The sequence below is a fragment of the Serratia quinivorans genome (genome assembly GCF_052113645.1).
Lineage (GTDB): Bacteria > Pseudomonadota > Gammaproteobacteria > Enterobacterales > Enterobacteriaceae > Serratia > Serratia quinivorans_B.
Window position 1 is genome coordinate 40,937 of the sequence record NZ_JBIEIU010000005.1, and the last position, 16,967, is coordinate 57,903.

Annotated in this window: 18 protein-coding genes and 1 other annotated feature; of the genes, 1 reads left to right on the forward strand and 17 read right to left on the reverse strand. The window is 51.8% G+C overall.

Annotated features, from left to right (window positions below):
* Window positions 1-99: 99 nt before the first annotated feature.
* From btuD to ACGS9J_RS11115, 4 genes are all read right to left on the reverse strand, one after another.
* The gene (gene btuD, locus ACGS9J_RS11100; protein WP_442230980.1) at window positions 100-855 is read right to left on the reverse strand and encodes a vitamin B12 ABC transporter ATP-binding protein BtuD; all 756 of its coding nucleotides are present in this window, start codon (window positions 853-855) and stop codon (window positions 100-102) included.
* Between the two features lie 20 nt (window positions 856-875).
* Window positions 876-1,427, reverse strand: a complete 552-nt coding sequence (locus tag ACGS9J_RS11105; RefSeq protein WP_442230981.1) for a glutathione peroxidase — start codon at window positions 1,425-1,427, stop codon at window positions 876-878.
* A 40-nt stretch (window positions 1,428-1,467) separates the two neighbouring features.
* Window positions 1,468-2,475: a vitamin B12 ABC transporter permease BtuC gene (gene btuC / locus ACGS9J_RS11110; protein ID WP_442230982.1), complete on the reverse strand. Its 1,008-nt coding sequence runs from the start codon at window positions 2,473-2,475 to the stop codon at window positions 1,468-1,470.
* A 174-nt stretch (window positions 2,476-2,649) separates the two neighbouring features.
* On the reverse strand, window positions 2,650-3,090 hold the full coding sequence (locus ACGS9J_RS11115) for a DUF2502 domain-containing protein (protein WP_442230983.1): 441 nt from the start codon (window positions 3,088-3,090) through the stop codon (window positions 2,650-2,652).
* Between the two features lie 232 nt (window positions 3,091-3,322).
* On the opposite strand from ACGS9J_RS11115, the gene ACGS9J_RS11120 reads away from it, so the two are divergent.
* On the forward strand, window positions 3,323-3,454 hold the full coding sequence (locus ACGS9J_RS11120) for a hypothetical protein (protein ID WP_442230984.1): 132 nt from the start codon (window positions 3,323-3,325) through the stop codon (window positions 3,452-3,454).
* Between the two features lie 213 nt (window positions 3,455-3,667).
* On the opposite strand, the gene ihfA is transcribed toward ACGS9J_RS11120, so the two are convergent.
* The 13 genes from ihfA to ACGS9J_RS11185 all read right to left on the reverse strand — a co-directional run bounded on the left by ihfA (window position 3,668) and on the right by ACGS9J_RS11185 (window position 16,966).
* On the reverse strand, window positions 3,668-3,964 hold the full coding sequence (gene ihfA, locus ACGS9J_RS11125) for an integration host factor subunit alpha (RefSeq protein WP_004943604.1): 297 nt from the start codon (window positions 3,962-3,964) through the stop codon (window positions 3,668-3,670).
* 4 nt (window positions 3,965-3,968) lie between these two features.
* On the reverse strand, window positions 3,969-6,356 hold the full coding sequence (gene pheT, locus ACGS9J_RS11130; RefSeq protein ID WP_442230985.1) for a phenylalanine--tRNA ligase subunit beta: 2,388 nt from the start codon (window positions 6,354-6,356) through the stop codon (window positions 3,969-3,971).
* A gap of 14 nt (window positions 6,357-6,370) precedes the next feature.
* Complete coding sequence (gene pheS / locus ACGS9J_RS11135) at window positions 6,371-7,354, reverse strand: phenylalanine--tRNA ligase subunit alpha (RefSeq protein WP_085116449.1); 984 nt, start codon at window positions 7,352-7,354, stop codon at window positions 6,371-6,373.
* Window positions 7,355-7,472: 118 nt separating this feature from the next.
* Window positions 7,473-7,595 (reverse strand) — a sequence feature (Phe leader region).
* Window positions 7,547-7,591, reverse strand: a complete 45-nt coding sequence (gene pheM, locus ACGS9J_RS11140) for a pheST operon leader peptide PheM (protein ID WP_121626058.1) — start codon at window positions 7,589-7,591, stop codon at window positions 7,547-7,549. (Overlaps the previous feature by 45 nt.)
* Before the next feature lie 114 nt (window positions 7,596-7,709).
* A complete protein-coding gene (gene rplT / locus ACGS9J_RS11145; protein WP_004943595.1) occupies window positions 7,710-8,066 on the reverse strand; it encodes a 50S ribosomal protein L20 in 357 nt (118 codons plus the stop codon).
* Window positions 8,067-8,109: 43 nt separating this feature from the next.
* A complete protein-coding gene (gene rpmI / locus ACGS9J_RS11150) occupies window positions 8,110-8,307 on the reverse strand; it encodes a 50S ribosomal protein L35 (RefSeq protein ID WP_004931418.1) in 198 nt (65 codons plus the stop codon).
* A 98-nt stretch (window positions 8,308-8,405) separates the two neighbouring features.
* Entirely contained in the window at window positions 8,406-8,957 is a 552-nt protein-coding gene (gene infC, locus ACGS9J_RS11155) for a translation initiation factor IF-3 (RefSeq protein ID WP_013812633.1), read from the reverse strand.
* 3 nt (window positions 8,958-8,960) lie between these two features.
* The gene (thrS, locus tag ACGS9J_RS11160; RefSeq protein WP_041414516.1) at window positions 8,961-10,889 is read right to left on the reverse strand and encodes a threonine--tRNA ligase; all 1,929 of its coding nucleotides are present in this window, start codon (window positions 10,887-10,889) and stop codon (window positions 8,961-8,963) included.
* Window positions 10,890-11,160: 271 nt separating this feature from the next.
* Window positions 11,161-11,868, reverse strand: a complete 708-nt coding sequence (locus tag ACGS9J_RS11165; RefSeq protein ID WP_442230986.1) for a hypothetical protein — start codon at window positions 11,866-11,868, stop codon at window positions 11,161-11,163.
* Between the two features lie 2 nt (window positions 11,869-11,870).
* On the reverse strand, window positions 11,871-13,790 hold the full coding sequence (locus ACGS9J_RS11170; protein WP_442230987.1) for an SGNH/GDSL hydrolase family protein: 1,920 nt from the start codon (window positions 13,788-13,790) through the stop codon (window positions 11,871-11,873).
* 59 nt (window positions 13,791-13,849) lie between these two features.
* The gene (locus ACGS9J_RS11175) at window positions 13,850-15,139 is read right to left on the reverse strand and encodes a glycine-rich domain-containing protein (RefSeq protein WP_442230988.1); all 1,290 of its coding nucleotides are present in this window, start codon (window positions 15,137-15,139) and stop codon (window positions 13,850-13,852) included.
* 1 nt (window position 15,140) lies between these two features.
* Window positions 15,141-15,728, reverse strand: coding sequence for a DUF2612 domain-containing protein (locus tag ACGS9J_RS11180; protein WP_442230989.1), 588 nt, complete (start codon window positions 15,726-15,728; stop codon window positions 15,141-15,143).
* Window positions 15,728-16,966 carry a baseplate J/gp47 family protein gene (locus ACGS9J_RS11185; protein WP_442230990.1) on the reverse strand — a complete coding sequence of 413 codons (1,239 nt, stop codon included), beginning with the start codon at window positions 16,964-16,966 and terminating at the stop codon, window positions 15,728-15,730. The genes ACGS9J_RS11180 and ACGS9J_RS11185 overlap by 1 nt, the downstream gene beginning before the upstream one ends.
* Window position 16,967: the final 1 nt, after the last annotated feature.

Here is a 16,967-nt window from a genome sequence, read left to right on the forward strand (position 1 = left end):
ATTTTAAGGAAAGAAGGAAATAATGCCGGTCGTTACCCGGCTATTTATATCAGGTCCGTTTAATTTTCGTTTAGGCCGACTTTTCGAGGCGTCCGCGCCCTATGCCGTTTTCGTCATAATCCAGCGTTGTTCGCCCACCGCCTGCAGGTGAAAATCCACATCGTAAATCTGTGAAAGCAGAACCGGCTCCATCACTTCCCGCGTCGTCCCCTGCGCCACCAAGCGCCCTGCATGCAACAACCAGACACGATCGGCCTGCTGCAAGGTGTGGTTAAGATCGTGGGCGCAGACCAATGCGCTGCGCCCACTCTGGCAAAACTCACGCAATAACCGATCCAGCGCCACTTTCTGCGCTACGTCCAGGCTATTGGTGGGTTCGTCCAGCAACAGCAGTTGGCTGTGCGGATTGACCGTCGGCCAAACCTGCAATAACACCGCCGCCAGTCGTACCCGTTGCCATTCACCGCCGGATAACTGAGTCAGCATGCGCGACAGCTTGTCCATCAGTTTTAAACGCTGGCACAGATAAAGAATGGCACTCTCCAGCGCCGCTTCTGTGGCCCCCGCCGGTTGGTGCAACGCCAGATACTGAAACACCGGCATCAGCGCGACCGGGGGTTGCTGCTGGCTTAAATAGGCCCGGCGCAGCGCCAGTTCATTCCCCTGAAAATCCTTCAGGGGATGCCCGTTCAGCAGGATGTCGCCCGTCCCGGGCAGGATACCCGCCAGGCAGGCCAGCAACGTACTTTTACCGGCGCCGTTAGGACCAATAAGGTGAAACTGCAACCCAGCATCGACCCGTGCTGAAAACGGGGCCAAACGCCCTTCTACCCCAACCTGACTGAGTTGCAGCATGATGAATTACCGCTCCTTCCTTAGTCGGCCAAGGCCTGTTTGACAGCCGCCACCAACGCAGGATCTTCCGGCGTAGTATCCGGGGAGAAGCGTTGGATCACCTGACCGTCGCGTCCGATCAGGAACTTCTCGAAGTTCCACAGGATATCGCCGGTTTGCTTCGGTGCCCGGCCCTTGCTGCTCATCCGCGCCAGGAATTCACTGCCTTGCGGCGCAACGGCTTGCGGTTCGGCGGTGATCAACGCCTGATACAACGGGTGGCGGTTTTCGCTGTTCACTTCCAGCTTGGCAAACATCGGGAACTGAACACCAAAGGTGCCACGGCAAAATGCCAGGATCTCTTCGTTACTGCCCGGTTCCTGCCCCAGGAATTCGTTGGAGGGAAAGCCCAGCACCTCAAAACCTTGCTCGCGGTAGGTTTCGTACAAGGCTTCCAGCCCTTCATATTGCTTGGTCAGACCGCACTCCGATGCCACATTAACCACCAGCAACACGTGATCTTTGTACTTGCCCAGCGTGGTGGATTGGTTTTCGATAGTGTTTAACGGAATGTCATAAATAGCTTGAGTCATGGATTTATCCTCTTGTTTTACTTGCAGGTGAACAGAGAAACTACCTTACGCTTTTTACCCGGGTCAGCAACCAGATAAACAGAGGTGCCCCGAGCGTGGCGGTCACCACCCCAATCGGCAACTCCGCCGACAGCAGCGTAATGCGTGCCACCACATCGGCCGCCAGCAAGACACCGGCACCGGCCAGTGCACAACCCGGTAATAAATAACGCTGATTGGTCAAGCCGCTCAGGCGCAGCATATGCGGTATCACCAGCCCGACAAATCCGATCACCCCCGCCAACGCCACGCTGACGCCGACCAGCCAGCCGATTGCCAGAACCAACAGATTGCGCCACAGGTGCAGCGAAAGGCCAAGCTGACGCGCCTGTATCTCGCCCAGCGCCATAAAGTTCAGCGCCTTGCCTTGGCAGCACAACCACAGCACCACCGGTACCAGCGCCAATACCAACCATTTCTGGCGCCAGTCTACGCCGCCAAAACCGCCCATCATCCAGTACATCAGCTGACGCAAGTCCAGACTGGTACTGAAGTACACCGCCCAGGTCATCACGGCGCTGCACAGGATGCCCAAGGCAACCCCGACCAACAGTAATCGCACATTGGTCAGGCGTTTTCGGCGGGCAAAGCTCAGCAGCATAAAGGTCATTATCAACGCGCCGGCAATCGCGCTCAGGCTCATCAACGCCACCGGCAGCAGACCGTTACCCAGCAGCACCGTTAACACCAGTGCTACCCCGGCACCGTTCGCTACCCCCAGCAAGCCGGGTTCGGCCAACGGGTTCTCAAACAGCGCCTGCATCACCGCACCGGCCACCGCCAGACTGGCCCCCACCAACATCACCGCCAGCGCACGCGGCAGGCGTAATTGCCAGACAAACAGCTGCGCCGCTTCACTCGACCACTGTGAAGGCCAAAGCCAGACATCGCCCGCACTGAGGCTAAAAACAAAAGCCACGGCAACGCCCAGCGTCAACAGCAATAAATGGCGTTTATCGCGATGGCGCTGTTTGTGCAGCAATAAGGTAAAGGTCTGGCTGGTTGACATAGGTGTGGCGATTCCCTGCGGGCCGTGCTCGGCGGCCGAATAATTGACGTCAGGGTCAAATATTAGGGGGTTAGCGTCAGAAGGGAAAGCATTGCCTAAGGATAATGACGGGAAAACAGCGGCTGATCCTGCCCGTCACCTGCAGAATGGCAAAATCAGCCGCCGTGGGATCCATTAGCGTCGGGAGTCGTGATCGTTTTGCGGGTAGGGTTTGCCGTGCCCCTGCTCGTTGCCACGGCCATTCCCATTGCCGCGGTCATTATCACGACCGCCATTATCATGGCGATTACCGTCGTTACGATTATCACGTTCACCGTGGAACGGATTACCGCCCCGATCAGGGCCTGAATGGCCGTTGCCACGTGGCGCTGAAGCTTGCCAACGGCCGCCGTCCCAATACATGCCGCGATTGTTGCGCTCACCCATGCCGCGCCCCTGATGCGCATGCCACCACTGTGGTGGACGCCAGTCGTAACCGTCCCAGTAGTAGCCGCGTCGGTCCTGATCGCCCAGATGAACCGTCACGCCCGGCACGTTGATATCAATAGAAACATCCGCCTGCGCCGCTACCGGCAGCAGCAGCGGTAAACACACCAGCAACAGGATCTTTTTCATTTTTTACTCTCGCTTTATTTTCTCGCTGTGGTGGTTATATCAGCGTGATTATTTTACGCCTATCGTCTCGATGCCTATTTTCAGATCGTTTTCATCTCCCTTACGCAATCCATACACTCTATTTTATTTATTTAATTAAAATAGCTCCTAACAACGTTTAACGAATAGCTGACATACCGAGCACCTCGTCGCTATTTATAATTATGCTGACACCCACCAGAGAGAAATTATTATGATTAAACGCATTGGAATGCTATTGACCGTCGCCGTGATGACTACGGCGCTCAGCGCCTGCTGCTTCGGGCCCCACGGTGGCGGCCATCGTGGCGGCGGTGGCCCGGGTCACTACTACAACCATTATTAATATTCAGGGGCTTCGGCCCCTTTAAATTTAAATTAACACCCAAATAAAATAACCATAAGAATAATCCGCAAAGAATGGATTGTTTAAGTATTAAAAACCAGCCCCACAATAAATAGTCGAGAATTAGCATCCAACCACAATTTAAGAATAAACCGAATTTAACCCCATAAAAGAAAAAGGCCGCAGAAGCGGCCTTTTTTGGTTTCACCTAACTTACTCTTTCGGACTTGCGTTCTCTACCCGACTTTTCAGTTTTTGCCCTGGACGGAAAGTGACCACGCGACGCGCCGTAATCGGAATGTCCTCGCCGGTCTTCGGGTTACGCCCCGGACGTTGGTTCTTGTCACGCAAATCAAAATTGCCAAAACCTGACAGTTTCACCTGCTCACCGTTCTCAAGAGCACGACGGACCTCTTCGAAAAACAGTTCTACCAGGTCTTTGGCATCCCGTTTGCTAAGCCCAAGCTTTTCAAACAGGTGTTCTGACATTTCAGCTTTAGTAAGCGCCATAGGTTCAATCCCTCAAGGATGCTTGGAATCGCTGTTTTAGAGCCTCTACACATTTTGCAACGGTAACGGCTATCTCCTCTTCTTCCAGTGTACGAGCGGTATCCTGCAATACCAGACTGATAGCCAGGCTCTTATAACCCTCTGCCACGCCCTTGCCACGGTACACATCAAACAAGTTTACGCCAACTACCTGATTTGCGCCAACTTTCTTACACTCTGCCAAAATATCTTCTGCGGGGACGTTTTCAGCCACCACAACGGCGATATCTCGACGGTTTGCCGGGAAGCGAGAAATCTCCCGCGCCTGAGGCACGGCGCGGCTTGCGACCTTGTCCCACTCCAGTTCAAACACCACTGTACGGCCGTTAAGATCCAGTTTACGTTCAAGTTCCGGATGAACGACGCCGATGAAACCGACACGTTGGCCCTGGAAATAAATCGCCGCGCTTTGCCCTGGGTGCAAGGCCGGATTGGCCTCTGCCTTGAACTGAATTTCGGATAATTTACCGGTCAGCTCCAAGACAGACTCCAGATCCCCTTTCAAATCATAGAAGTCGACCGGCTTACGCGCCAGATCCCAATGTTCTTCGTGCGTATGACCGGCGATCACCCCTGCCAGCATGACATCCTGACGGATACCCAGATTTGCCGCAGTATCAGGCACAAAGCGCAGGCCGCTTTCGAACAGGCGCAGACGGGTCTGCTGGCGATTCTGGTTATAAACCACCGCAGACAGCAAGCCGGTCCACAGCGACAGGCGCATCGCGGACATTTCTACCGAGATGGGGCTCGGCAGGATCAGCATTTCTTCACCCGGGTGCAGCAAGGCCTGAACCTTAGGATCAACAAAGCTGTAGGTGATCGCTTCCTGGAAGCCGTGATCGACCAGCATGGTTTTCACGCGCTTGAGCGTCAGATCCGCTTCGCGATGCTTGGTCATGATCAGGTCGGCACGTACCGGCACGTCAGGAATATTGTTGTATCCGTAAACACGCGCCACTTCTTCCACCAGATCTTCTTCGATTTCCATATCGAAACGCCAGCTCGGCGCGACCGCCAGCCAGTTGTCACCCTGCTCGGTCACCTGGCAACCCAGACGACGCAGAATGTCGCTCACCTGCTCGCTTGGCACTACGTGGCCAATCAGACGATCCAGCTTTTCGCGACGCAAGGTGATGGTGGCACGTTTCGGCAACTCGGCTTCGGCGGTCACATCGATCACCGGGCCGGCCTGGCCGCCACAGATATCAATCAGCAGGCGGGTCGCTCGTTCCATCGCTTTATACTGCAACGCAGGATCAACACCGCGCTCGTAACGATGTGAAGCGTCAGTGTGCAGGCCATGACGACGCGCACGACCAGTAATGGACAACGGGCTGAAGAACGCGCATTCCAGCAGCACGTCCTGTGTGGTTTCATTGACACCTGAGTGTTCGCCACCAAAGATGCCGCCCATTGCCAGCGCTTTCTGGTGATCGGCGATCACTAAGGTATCGGCATTCAGTTTGGCTTCGTTGCCGTCCAGCAGCGTCAGGGTTTCGCCTTCGCTCGCCATACGCACCACGATACCGCCTTCAATACGGCTCAGATCGAAGGCATGCATTGGCTGACCCAGCTCCAACAGCACGTAGTTGGTCACATCAACTACCGCATCAATGGAACGGATGCCGCAGCGACGCAGCTTCTCGCGCATCCACAGCGGGCTGGCCGCTTTGACGTCGATGCCTTTCACTACGCGGCCCAGGTAGCGCGGGCACGCCTGTGGCGCGTCAACGCGGATAGGCAGCGTGTCAGTAATGGTCGCGGCCACCGGGCTCATGTCCGGCTCGGTCAGGGTAACCTGGTTCAGAACCCCAACGTCACGCGCCACGCCAATAATACCCAGACAGTCGGCACGGTTCGGCGTTACGCTGATTTCGATTGCGTTGTCGTTAAGCTCAAGATATTCACGGATGTCGGTGCCAATCGGCGCGTCTTCCGGCAGCTCAATGATGCCATCGTGATCGTCGGTAATACCCAGCTCGGAGAACGAACACAGCATCCCTTCGGAAGGTTCGCCGCGCAGTTTGGCGGCTTTGATCTTGAAGTCGCCCGGCAGCACGGCACCCACGGTGGCTACGGCCACTTTCAGGCCGGTACGGCAGTTTGGCGCGCCGCAGACGATGTCCAGCAAGCGATCGCCGCCCACGTTGACCTTGGTCACGCGCAATTTGTCTGCGTTCGGGTGCTGGCCGCACTCAACTACATGGCCTACCACTACGCCGTTAAAGGCGCCGGCGACCGGCTCCACGCCGTCCACTTCCAGACCGGCCATGGTGATTTGATCGGATAATGCTTCGCTGCTGATGGCCGGGTTTACCCACTCGCGCAACCAGAGTTCACTGAATTTCATGTGATATTCCCGCCTTACTTAAACTGTTTGAGGAAACGCAGATCGTTTTCGAAGAACGCACGCAGGTCGGTGACGCCGTAACGCAGCATCGTCAGACGCTCCATCCCCATACCGAAAGCGAAGCCGGAGTAGATTTCCGGATCGATGCCCACGTTGCGCAGAACGTTCGGGTGCACCATGCCGCAACCCAGAACTTCCAGCCACTTGCCATTTTTACCCATCACATCCACTTCAGCGGAAGGTTCGGTAAACGGGAAGTAAGACGGACGGAAACGAACCTGCAAATCTTCTTCAAAGAAGTTGTTCAGGAAATCATGCAGCGTGCCCTTCAGGTTGGTGAAGCTGATGTCTTTATCGACAATCAGGCCTTCCATCTGATGGAACATCGGGGTGTGCGTCTGGTCGTAATCGTTACGGTAAACGCGGCCCGGAGCAATAATGCGGATTGGCGGCTGCTGGTTCTTCATGGTGCGGATCTGCACGCCGGAAGTCTGGGTGCGCAGCAAGCGCGTGGCGTCGAACCAGAAGGTATCGTGATCGGCGCGCGCCGGGTGGTGACCCGGAATATTCAACGCGTCGAAGTTATGATAGTCGTCTTCAATCTCGGGCCCGGTCTCCACGGAGAAACCCAGTTCACCGAAGAAGGCTTCGATACGGTCGATAGTGCGGGTTACCGGATGCAGCCCGCCGTTTTCCATACGACGGCCCGGCAGGGAAACGTCGATGGTTTCTGCTGCCAGACGCTCGTTCAGCGCAGCCGATTCCAGCGTGTTTTTACGGGCGTTCAGCGCATCCTGCACTGCCTGTTTGGCCTGGTTGATTACCGCGCCCGCTGCCGGGCGATCTTCCGCCGGCACTTCACGCAGCGATTGCATCTGCAAGGTAAAATGGCCTTTCTTGCCTAAATATTCGACGCGTACCAAATCCAACGCGGCAACATCCTGGGCATCTTCTACGGCTGCCTTGGCATTGGCAACCAGCTCTGCGAGATGTGGCATTGCTTTCCTCTTCCTCTGGCCGATATGGCTCTAAGTAATTGTTATCTATTATTCGAACACGCCTTTGGCACATCTTCAAAGCATTTAACGCTTTAATCCGGCTCTGGAGATGGCCAAAAACAAAAAAGCCTCCACAGGGGAGGCTTAGGCGCTACTTTTCGTTTCTTTTCTTACGCGCAAAGCCTCCTGAAATCAGGCGCTAAAGTAAAAAAAGAAACGAAAAATAGCAGCGTGCATGATTGCGTTACCTTGTCGATGATTGTCCACCAGTGATATAGCGGCAGGCAATAAAAGTCAATATTTGTAGCTGAAAACTAAAGATTAAAAGAGGGAGCAAGCTCCCTCTTCAACTGACTTACGCCAGTGCTGCTTTCGCTTTCTCGACCAGTGCGCCGAAGGCCACTTTGTCGAAGACTGCGATGTCAGCCAGGATCTTACGGTCAATTTCAATAGAAGCTTTTTTCAAGCCGTTAATGAATTTGCTGTAAGACAGGCCGTTCACACGAGCAGCTGCGTTGATACGTGCAATCCACAGCTGACGGAACTGACGCTTACGTTGACGACGGTCACGGTAAGCATACTGACCTGCTTTGATTACTGCCTGGAAGGCAACACGATAAACGCGCGAACGGGCACCGTAGTAACCTTTCGCTTGTTTTAAAATTTTCTTGTGACGTGCGCGTGCAATTACACCACGTTTTACGCGAGCCATATGCTCTCTCCTAAAGTCTTATTCTAGATTCAAAAAAAATGGCTTAAGCGTACGGCAGGCACGCAGTAACCAGGACCAGATCGTTTTTAGACACCATGCCTTTCGGACGCAGGTGGCGTTTACGCTTGGTTGCTTTTTTGGTCAGAATATGACGCAGGTTAGCATGTTTACGCTTAAAACCACCGCTGCCGGTTTTTTTGAAGCGTTTGGCTGCACCACGTACAGTTTTAATCTTTGGCATTTTAATTAAATCCACTTCGCATTGTTAATTAACGAATCAGTGAGGCGAATAAAACCCACACAACGCAAGCGCTGCGTGGGTTCGATTACTTGGAAGCCTTACTGCCTCTTCTTCGGTGCGAGCACCATGATCATCTGACGGCCTTCGATCCTCGTAGGGAAGGATTCGACAATGGCCAGATCAGAATCTTCACACAGATCTTTACGGACGCGGTTAAGCACTTCCATACCGATCTGTTGGTGCGCCATCTCACGCCCACGGAAACGCAGGGTGATTTTGGCTTTATCGCCATCTTCCAGAAAGCGAATCAGGTTGCGTAGTTTGACCTGATAGTCGCCATCATCGGTACCAGGACGGAATTTGATTTCCTTGACCTGAATAACTTTTTGCTTCTTCTTCTGTTCTTTTGTCGACTTGCTCTTCTCGTAGAGGAATTTGCCGTAATCCATGATTCGACAAACTGGCGGTTCGGCATTTGGGCTGATTTCTACTAAATCAACACCCGCTTCCTCAGCTTTTTCAAGAGCTTCATTCAGACTGACAATACCAATCTGCTCGCCATCGACGCCGGTTAGGCGAACTTCTTGCGCGCGAATTTCTCTGTTAATGCGATTAGGACGCGCCGGTTGAACTCGTTTTCCGCCTTTAATACTTTATTCCTCCAGTTGATGAAGACTACGGCTGCGAATCTCTTTTTGCAGCTTGTCTACGACTTCGTTTACGTCCAGGCTTCCCAGGTCTTTGCCACGGCGGGTACGAACGGCAACTTTGCCTGATTCGACCTCTTTATCACCGCACACCAACATGTAAGGAACCCGTCGTAAAGTATGTTCGCGAATTTTAAAGCCAATCTTCTCATTTCTCAAGTCCGCTTTAACGCGAATCCCTGCGTCCTGCAGTTTTTTGGTCAATTGCTGGACATAATCAGACTGGCTGTCGGTGATATTCATCACCACCACCTGCACCGGAGCAATCCAGGTTGGGTAGAACCCTGCGTATTCTTCGGTAAGAATACCGATGAAACGCTCCATGGAGCCCAAAATAGCGCGGTGAATCATTACCGGGACCACGCGATCGTTGTTTTCGCCAACATACGATGCGCCTAAACGGCCAGGTAAGAAGAAATCGAGCTGCACGGTACCACATTGCCATGCACGATCCAAACAATCATGCAGAGTAAATTCAATTTTCGGTCCGTAGAAGGCACCCTCACCCGGCTGATATTCAAACGGAATCCCGTTTTCAGTCAGCGCCGCAGCCAGATCCTCTTCCGCACGGGTCCACATATCGTCAGTCCCGATGCGCTTTTCAGGGCGGGTAGAAAGTTTTACCGCAATCTTGTCGAAACCAAAGGTACCGTAAACATCATAGACCATTCTGATGCATTCGTTCACCTCGGCACGCACCTGCTCTTCAGTACAGAAGATGTGGGCATCATCCTGGGTGAAGCCGCGTACACGCATCAGACCATGCAGAGAACCCGAAGGCTCGTTGCGATGGCAGCTGCCGAATTCACCCATACGCAGCGGCAAATCACGGTAGGATTTCAGGCCCTGGTTGAAGATCTGCACGTGTCCCGGGCAGTTCATCGGCTTGATGCAATACTCGCGGTTTTCCGACGAGGTGGTGAACATGGCGTCTTTATAGTTTTCCCAGTGGCCGGTTTTTTCCCACAGCACACGGTCCATCATAAAGGGCCCTTTCACTTCCTGATACTGGTACTCTTTGAGCTTCATGCGCACAAAAGCTTCCAGTTCACGGAAAATAGTCCAGCCATCGTTGTGCCAGAACACCATGCCCGGCGCTTCTTCCTGCATATGATACAGGTCGAGCTGCTTGCCGATCTTGCGGTGGTCGCGCTTGGCGGCTTCTTCCAGACGCTGCAGATAGGCGTTCAGCTGTTTCTTGTCAGCCCAGGCCGTCCCGTAGATACGCTGCAGCATTTTGTTTTTGCTGTCGCCACGCCAGTAGGCGCCCGACGTTTTCTGCAGTTTGAAATGATGGCAGAAACGCATGTTCGGCACGTGCGGACCGCGGCACATGTCGACATATTCTTCGTGGTGATACAGGCCAGGACGGTCGTCATGGCTGATGTTCTCATCCAGAATCGCCACTTTGTAGTTTTCACCACGGGCAGCAAAAGTGTCGCGGGCTTCTTGCCAGCTCACCTTCTTCTTGATGACGTCATAATCTTTGTCGGCCAACTCATGCATCCGCTTTTCCAGCAGATCCAGGTCTTCCTGCGTCAGGGTGCGGTCGATATCAACGTCATAGTAGAAACCGTTGTCGATCACTGGACCGATAGCCATTTTGGTGTCTGGCCACAGTTGTTTGATCGCATGGCCCAACAGGTGCGCACAGGAGTGGCGCATGATTTCCAGGCCTTCGGCATCCTTGATGGTGATGATCGCCAACTGCGCGTCTGATTCGATCAGATCGCCGGCATCAACCAGTTCACCGTTTACACGGCCGGCAATACAGGCTTTCGCCAGACCAGGGCCGATATCGCGGGCAACATCAAGGGGGGAAACAGGGTGATCAAAGTGACGCTGACTTCCGTCAGGAAGAGTAATAACAGGCATTAATAATTCCTTATCTACAGTGGTGACCCACACGACAGATCACATGAAGAAATACAATATTGTTTAATTACATGATGTTATAGGCGCTATCCAGCTTTACCCTGCAAGATATGTACACTCATATGTACACAATTTCAAATGTACTATGTTGTTACGCCATAACTGAGTGTTCAGTGTACCAGCTACCATTACTCCATGACCATCCCCGGAGTGACACAATGGCAGCATCAAAATCCCATAGTTAAACATCCACGGGCGATCCCAGTCCTGGTTATGGGATAACCACACCCTTCGTCGCCATAAACACTCTCATATTGTTAATCTCCTGAGCCATTTCAGTGGTGTTCATTGCTTTGTTATATACAGCAAGGCCACCGATCGTCCCTGTAATCCCATCGGTTAATGGGCTACCTGTTGGTGCGCCATTAATCACAATGTTGCTTGTACTGACAGAGCGAGATGGAGTGATAGTCGCGCTACCGGTAGCGCCATTCCCGCGGACATAGGTGATGGTCGTGTCAGAAACACTCACCGCGAACGCCGTCCACCCCCCTGTAATTCCCCCCATCACAAGACTAGTCCCGGATGGAGATGCAATTCCGGTCGCCACCAGGATTGAACCAGTTCCGTTTGTGCCCTGAACAATGCGCAGCCCAGTAAATGGCGCAGAGGCTGGCGTCAATGTTGAAATGATGTTTGCTGCAGAGGCTGGGTTTGCCGGGATATTGATGGCGATCACAAATGTAAACAGAGCTGCCTCGGCAATAGGCATTGTAGCCGCAGAGCCCGTTGCGGTACAAACCATACCCGATGAGTTAAACGTTGCAGATGTGGATAGATTATTACCAAGGCCGCTATAATCCTTTATCGTACTCATCGAATAAGTTCCGATGCTGTTTGCTGTGTTCAATTGCATAACAGGATATGAAGGAGGATATGAGGTGTCATAATCTGAGTTTTGAACTATATAAAGTGGCATTATTAAGCACCCGTTGTATCTGAGATATTGAATACGCCAGCTTGGGCAACGTTTAGTGTCCCATCTTGCGCCTTAGCAATTATTGTCATCGATGTTTCACCCACCGGCACTACAAACTCGAAGTAGTAATAACCCCATCCAGAAGTAGTAAGTTTCCAGTTTCTCATTCCTCCCAAATACACCGTGCTTGAAGTCTCTGTTGTCGATGTGCCAGCAATGGCATAGAAAGACACCCATGAACTTATATTTGCAGTGATATTTGCTTCGAATCCGAACCCATATCTATTACCAGAGGTAACTGTCAAAGTATTATGGGCGGTGGCGATTGATGAGCCAGAGCCTGACATAGTGAAAGCATTGCCCAAAACATTTGGGTCAGATGCTACAGAGAAGGTTCCTGATGAATCCACAGTCCAGCCATTAGGAACGCCTGATGACGAGTCAATAAACAACGGATTGGATAATATGTTATCGCTTCCGGCAGGTGTGGTTACGGAAACTGATTTTCTTGGGGTGGTTGGCGCTTGCCATTGCACCATGGCATCAGCTACAGCCTGACCCATTACGGAAGCCCCTAGTGGCGTTGGGTGAGAAACGTCCTGGTTATAGTTGGCTTTCCATTCGCCGGTGAGCGGATCAGTTGTCGCAGCATGCAAATCAACAAAAGGCAGGCCATATTTAATGGCATAAGCCCGACAGAACGAATTTATTTTATATCGAGCAACGTTCATTGCGTCCGTGTTACCGCTCTGAGCAGACATACTGCAAATTACAGGAACAATGCCAGCAAATCGCAACTGACGGAAAATGCTTGTCATGGCAGGAATGGTAACGGTGTCCACATCAATTCCCTTAACCACATCATTTCTGCCACACATGACAATACAAAATGACGGTTTTGCTGCAATCGCCTTAGGAACATGAACTGCGAGAATCTGCGAGGCGGTATATCCGCCTGTAGCTGACATTCCTACATAACGATATCTTGCCCCAGTTTTAAGCATTGCCCAACCCGACCAACACTGGGCGTTAATCAAGGGGTAATACGACGTTCCCGTCGCGTTAGTTCCTGACCACGAAGTACCAAATGCGGTAATTGAGTCACCGATGCTAAATACATCGTTTGGCATTTGTCCGCGCTGCGTGGTAATTGGCACGCCATGAAGCTCCAGCGTTTTATCGTCATTTCTGAAACCAACACCAACACGGTTATTTCTACCAGAAACACACCATCTATAAGCGGAATCATCTGAAGGTACCTGGTCAATGACACCCATGGTCACGCGCTCAGAAACAGAAATATCATTTGCAACTGATTTCCCATAAAGAGCCTTCTCCCCATTCGCCTTTATTTCAAGCGACATTCTTCCCTTGATATCGGTAAAAATATGTCGTCCATCATCTGGATTTACCGTATTAACGCCAAGGGTGCGTTTATCAACGACCGCTGAAATTGCCTTAGCTTCATCTACAACCTCAGAGCTTGGATAGCTCTTGCCTGTGGGGGTTGCCACTCCAGCTACGTTTTTGTATTGGTCAACATAGTTTTCGGCAACTGTCGAAGCTACGTTGAAAAGAGCATCCAAAGGGATTGTTCCGGCAGTGATCGCGTCCTGCGCAGCCTCGGCTGTAGGATAGATATTGGAGGCCAGAGTTGCGGCAGAGGCGGCGGCCGTAGCCACTTCCGCGGCGCTATTGGCGCTTGTTGCTGCATCATCCGCAGTGCTGGCCGCTACTTCTGCCTGGGCTGCTGATTCAGACGATGCCGTTGATGATGCTTCGGCGGCGCTTGCGCTCTCAGCTGCTTGCGAGGAGAAGTCTTCAGCTTGTCGTGTGTAGTCTGCAAATGCCTGGGCTTCGCTAGCTGCCACCTCGGCGATCGCAGCGTATTTCTTTGCAGCGGCTGTATCTGAAAAGGACATATGTTTATTTATCCCAATAAAAAAGGCCGCCTAAGCGACCTTGTTTTTAATTATTGTCTTTACCATTCAATCGTCACGACACCTGATTTGCCGCCACCACCTGAGTAAGATGTTGACGTAAAACCAGAGTCATAAGCCCCTCCACCGCCCGCACCATAAGCTGCGGCCGCAATGCCACCGGCAGCTCCAGCTCGACCGCCCCCACCCCAGTAAGATGCGCCGCCGCTCCCAGTTAGAAGGGAAGCGCCAGCTTGGCCATCGCTACCAAATCCCCCAGGGATGTTGATGTATCCACCGGCTGCACCGCCGCCATCACCACCCGCAGTATTTGTTGTTGTGGGTTTGAGACCCGCAAGCCCTCCGGCGGCGCTACAAAGGGAGCCAAATGATGAACCCCCACCATTACTGGCTACTGATGGACCATTGGAACCGCCTCCGCCTGCGCCAACCACGACTGATATAGACGCGCCTGGGGATACCTGGAAAATTCCTATAGATGTCCCTCCTGCACCGCCCCCACTTCCTGAGAATGTCTGGCTAGTAGAGTTAGCCTGGCAGCCCATGCCGCCAGCGCCGCCTGCAGTACAGGTTACTTTTACAGAGGTGACGTTTTGAGGAACCACAAAGGTGCCAGATGCTGTATAAGTGGACATGCCATGAGGCGATGAATAGCTGCTCATGTTAGTGCCATCACAATGAATCTGGATCACCGATTTTGGATAGGAAGTTACGCCAACCGCGCCTACAGCCGTTGTTGTGCAAACCACGCTAAATGCGCCAGTCGCTTTATTTTCAATAGTCCAGTCTTTCAACCATGGCGGGAAGTATAAATACAAGTTAGCAGTCAACGCCCCGCTGATCACAATCCTTTCTTTCGATGCCTGCAGCGTTGTCAGCGTTGTATTTGTGGACGTCATAGTAATGGCGGTATCACCATATCCACCCAACGGAACCCATCCAGTTGCAGTTGCAGTAGACACTTCTGGGTTATTAGCGTTGGCTTCCGTCAGGTTTATCCAGACGCCGCTATAGGTACTATTGGGAATTAATGCGCCCTTTGGGTATCCAGTAATTGACGTCGAGAAAGCGGCGTTATATGGATAACCCATGCCTGCATCCTGCCACTGCTGCTTTTGAGTGATGGCATAAAGGATGCCATTCATGTCTTTGCCTTTTGGTGGTTTCCCACCTGCGCCAATCGGAGTCATTGTTAGCGGCGGGAATCCGCTATCAAAGGTGGCATCACCATCAGCCAGCGTAGTTCCTGTGGAATCTACTGGAATGCTATTTTTGTCACCATTAACAGAGAACGCCTTTGTCGTGCGAGAGGGAATGTCTGAAGAATTCATTTTATACCTGCTGTTCGATGTTTACTGTGACACCCGCTGGTGACGGCAGAGCACCGGAGCTTTGGACAATTGCCAGCTCTACCGTAGAAAGTTGGAACTCAAAAACATAAGTCATCACCATTCCGCCATCATTTCTGACATATGCCTTTCCACTGCTACCAAACATATACATCAGCATCCTGTTCATGCTGGGTATAGTACAGTCAGTAATATTTGCCATAGCCTTTAACATTATCAACTTTCTGTATGCGTCGTTTGTCAGTGATACTGTTGAGGTTTGTTGTTCACCGGTATAAAAAGGTGCTTGGTCGAAAGGCTCTGGGTCATCTATAACTGGAGTGGAATTTGTTGCTTCGTCATAACCAAAAAACTTTTCACTAAGCGTAACTGTAAGCAGTCGGCTAACTACGACTATTTTCCCCCAGACATCCAAGCCATACGTGTCCGCTGTATCTATGTTCCAAATGACATCGTAAAAATCATCCAGAAACTTTCCAGTATCCATCGTTGTATTGAACGTTTCGATGATGCTTCTTAGTTTTGGGCTTCCTGCATATTGTGCAAGAATTGTGTCTGCTGGACTATCCATTAAGCCACCAATTCAACAACGATGTTGCTTTCATCAATAGTTGGGATTTCATCTATCCCGAACTCAACGGATGATGAAAATGTTGTTCCATTTTTTGAAATGGTAATTCCTAAAATGTTAATGTTTGATTGGTCTATTGACTGAACGCCAGCATAATATCTACCTGCGAATATCTTCGAGCCAATACGCGCTCTTGTGCCACCATCTTCTCCATTAAACGCATTGATAATGGCCTGCTGAATAAGCGATGTAATATTTGATGGCAGAGAGTCATTGCTCTCAATGTCTACATTAAAATGAACGCTTACCGCCGTCGGAATTACCCATTTTATGGTGTATTCAGGGTATGGATAAACATAGTTTTCCGTATCCTGCACCACAAATGTGGTAGACCCGTTCATATTGACGCCTGGAGGGGCGGAATTGAATATTGCGTTACCGATACCGCTTTCTGAACCGCCATACACTGCAACATAAATAGAATGAGCTAATACGCTGTAGTTCGTCACGCCCTTGTTTACTGCGGCGCTGGTCTTATTGTCAATCACATAGGCATCTGAAACGCCATCTACCGCCAACACAGCCGCATATACAGAAGCCAATGTGTTCCTGGCGTTCTTGGCTACGGATTGCTTGCGGCGATATTCAAAGTTAGCCCGCCCCTCCACGTCATTACCCAAAACACCGGCCGCCAAATTGCTTACGCCAGACCATCCGGTTACGGCCCTGTAAATTGAATTTAGTGCTCCTATCGGGCAAGCAATGGGCCCGGTAGCCTGGTTCTGGAATACGACATCAATGGTTCCAGACGCTGGAATGGTTGCTGCTGCCAATGAATAATAGAGATACCCGCTATCGTCCTGGGCAATGCTGTTTGCCGGTATCACAGTGCCAACTAGACCCTCGCATGTGCCAGTTACGAGGGTTCCCGTGGCGGCAATTCGGTCGATGAAATAAATCCGGGCAATCCCGTCCTGATAGCGGCCGTAGGTGTAATCAGGATTGATCAGATTTGTCAGCTCGGCCAACTCGTCATTTTTCGCAGCTATGATAGCGGTATCGCTCATGGCTATCTGCCCCTGGGGCGTCGTTAGGCTTGTGCTCATGCCGCCGCCCATCGCCGTATCCAGATCGCTCAAGCGGCCATTCAGGATATCAAGCTCATCGGGGATGGCTAAACCGGTGTCGGTGATCGTCACCGCAGGTACGGCGGTTGTTACTACTACTGAATTAGCCATG

Bases quoted from the DNA above. Each gene is read 5' to 3' on its own strand.
- ACGS9J_RS11180 (WP_442230989.1), bottom strand. From the start codon at position 15,728: ATGGATAGTCCAGCAGACACAATTCTTGCACAATATGCAGGAAGCCCA.
- ACGS9J_RS11105 (WP_442230981.1), bottom strand. From the start codon at position 1,427: ATGACTCAAGCTATTTATGACATTCCGTTAAACACTATCGAAAACCAA.
- rpmI (WP_004931418.1), bottom strand. From the start codon at position 8,307: ATGCCAAAGATTAAAACTGTACGTGGTGCAGCCAAACGCTTCAAAAAA.
- ACGS9J_RS11185 (WP_442230990.1), bottom strand. From the start codon at position 16,966: ATGGCTAATTCAGTAGTAGTAACAACCGCCGTACCTGCGGTGACGATC.
- ACGS9J_RS11175 (WP_442230988.1), bottom strand. From the start codon at position 15,139: ATGAATTCTTCAGACATTCCCTCTCGCACGACAAAGGCGTTCTCTGTT.
- btuC (WP_442230982.1), bottom strand. From the start codon at position 2,475: ATGTCAACCAGCCAGACCTTTACCTTATTGCTGCACAAACAGCGCCAT.
- thrS (WP_041414516.1), bottom strand. From the start codon at position 10,889: ATGCCTGTTATTACTCTTCCTGACGGAAGTCAGCGTCACTTTGATCAC.
- pheT (WP_442230985.1), bottom strand. From the start codon at position 6,356: ATGAAATTCAGTGAACTCTGGTTGCGCGAGTGGGTAAACCCGGCCATC.
- ACGS9J_RS11120 (WP_442230984.1), top strand. From the start codon at position 3,323: ATGATTAAACGCATTGGAATGCTATTGACCGTCGCCGTGATGACTACG.
- ACGS9J_RS11115 (WP_442230983.1), bottom strand. From the start codon at position 3,090: ATGAAAAAGATCCTGTTGCTGGTGTGTTTACCGCTGCTGCTGCCGGTA.
- btuD (WP_442230980.1), bottom strand. From the start codon at position 855: ATGCTGCAACTCAGTCAGGTTGGGGTAGAAGGGCGTTTGGCCCCGTTT.
- ihfA (WP_004943604.1), bottom strand. From the start codon at position 3,964: ATGGCGCTTACTAAAGCTGAAATGTCAGAACACCTGTTTGAAAAGCTT.
- pheS (WP_085116449.1), bottom strand. From the start codon at position 7,354: ATGCCACATCTCGCAGAGCTGGTTGCCAATGCCAAGGCAGCCGTAGAA.
- ACGS9J_RS11165 (WP_442230986.1), bottom strand. From the start codon at position 11,868: ATGCCACTTTATATAGTTCAAAACTCAGATTATGACACCTCATATCCT.
- ACGS9J_RS11170 (WP_442230987.1), bottom strand. From the start codon at position 13,790: ATGTCCTTTTCAGATACAGCCGCTGCAAAGAAATACGCTGCGATCGCC.
- rplT (WP_004943595.1), bottom strand. From the start codon at position 8,066: ATGGCTCGCGTAAAACGTGGTGTAATTGCACGCGCACGTCACAAGAAA.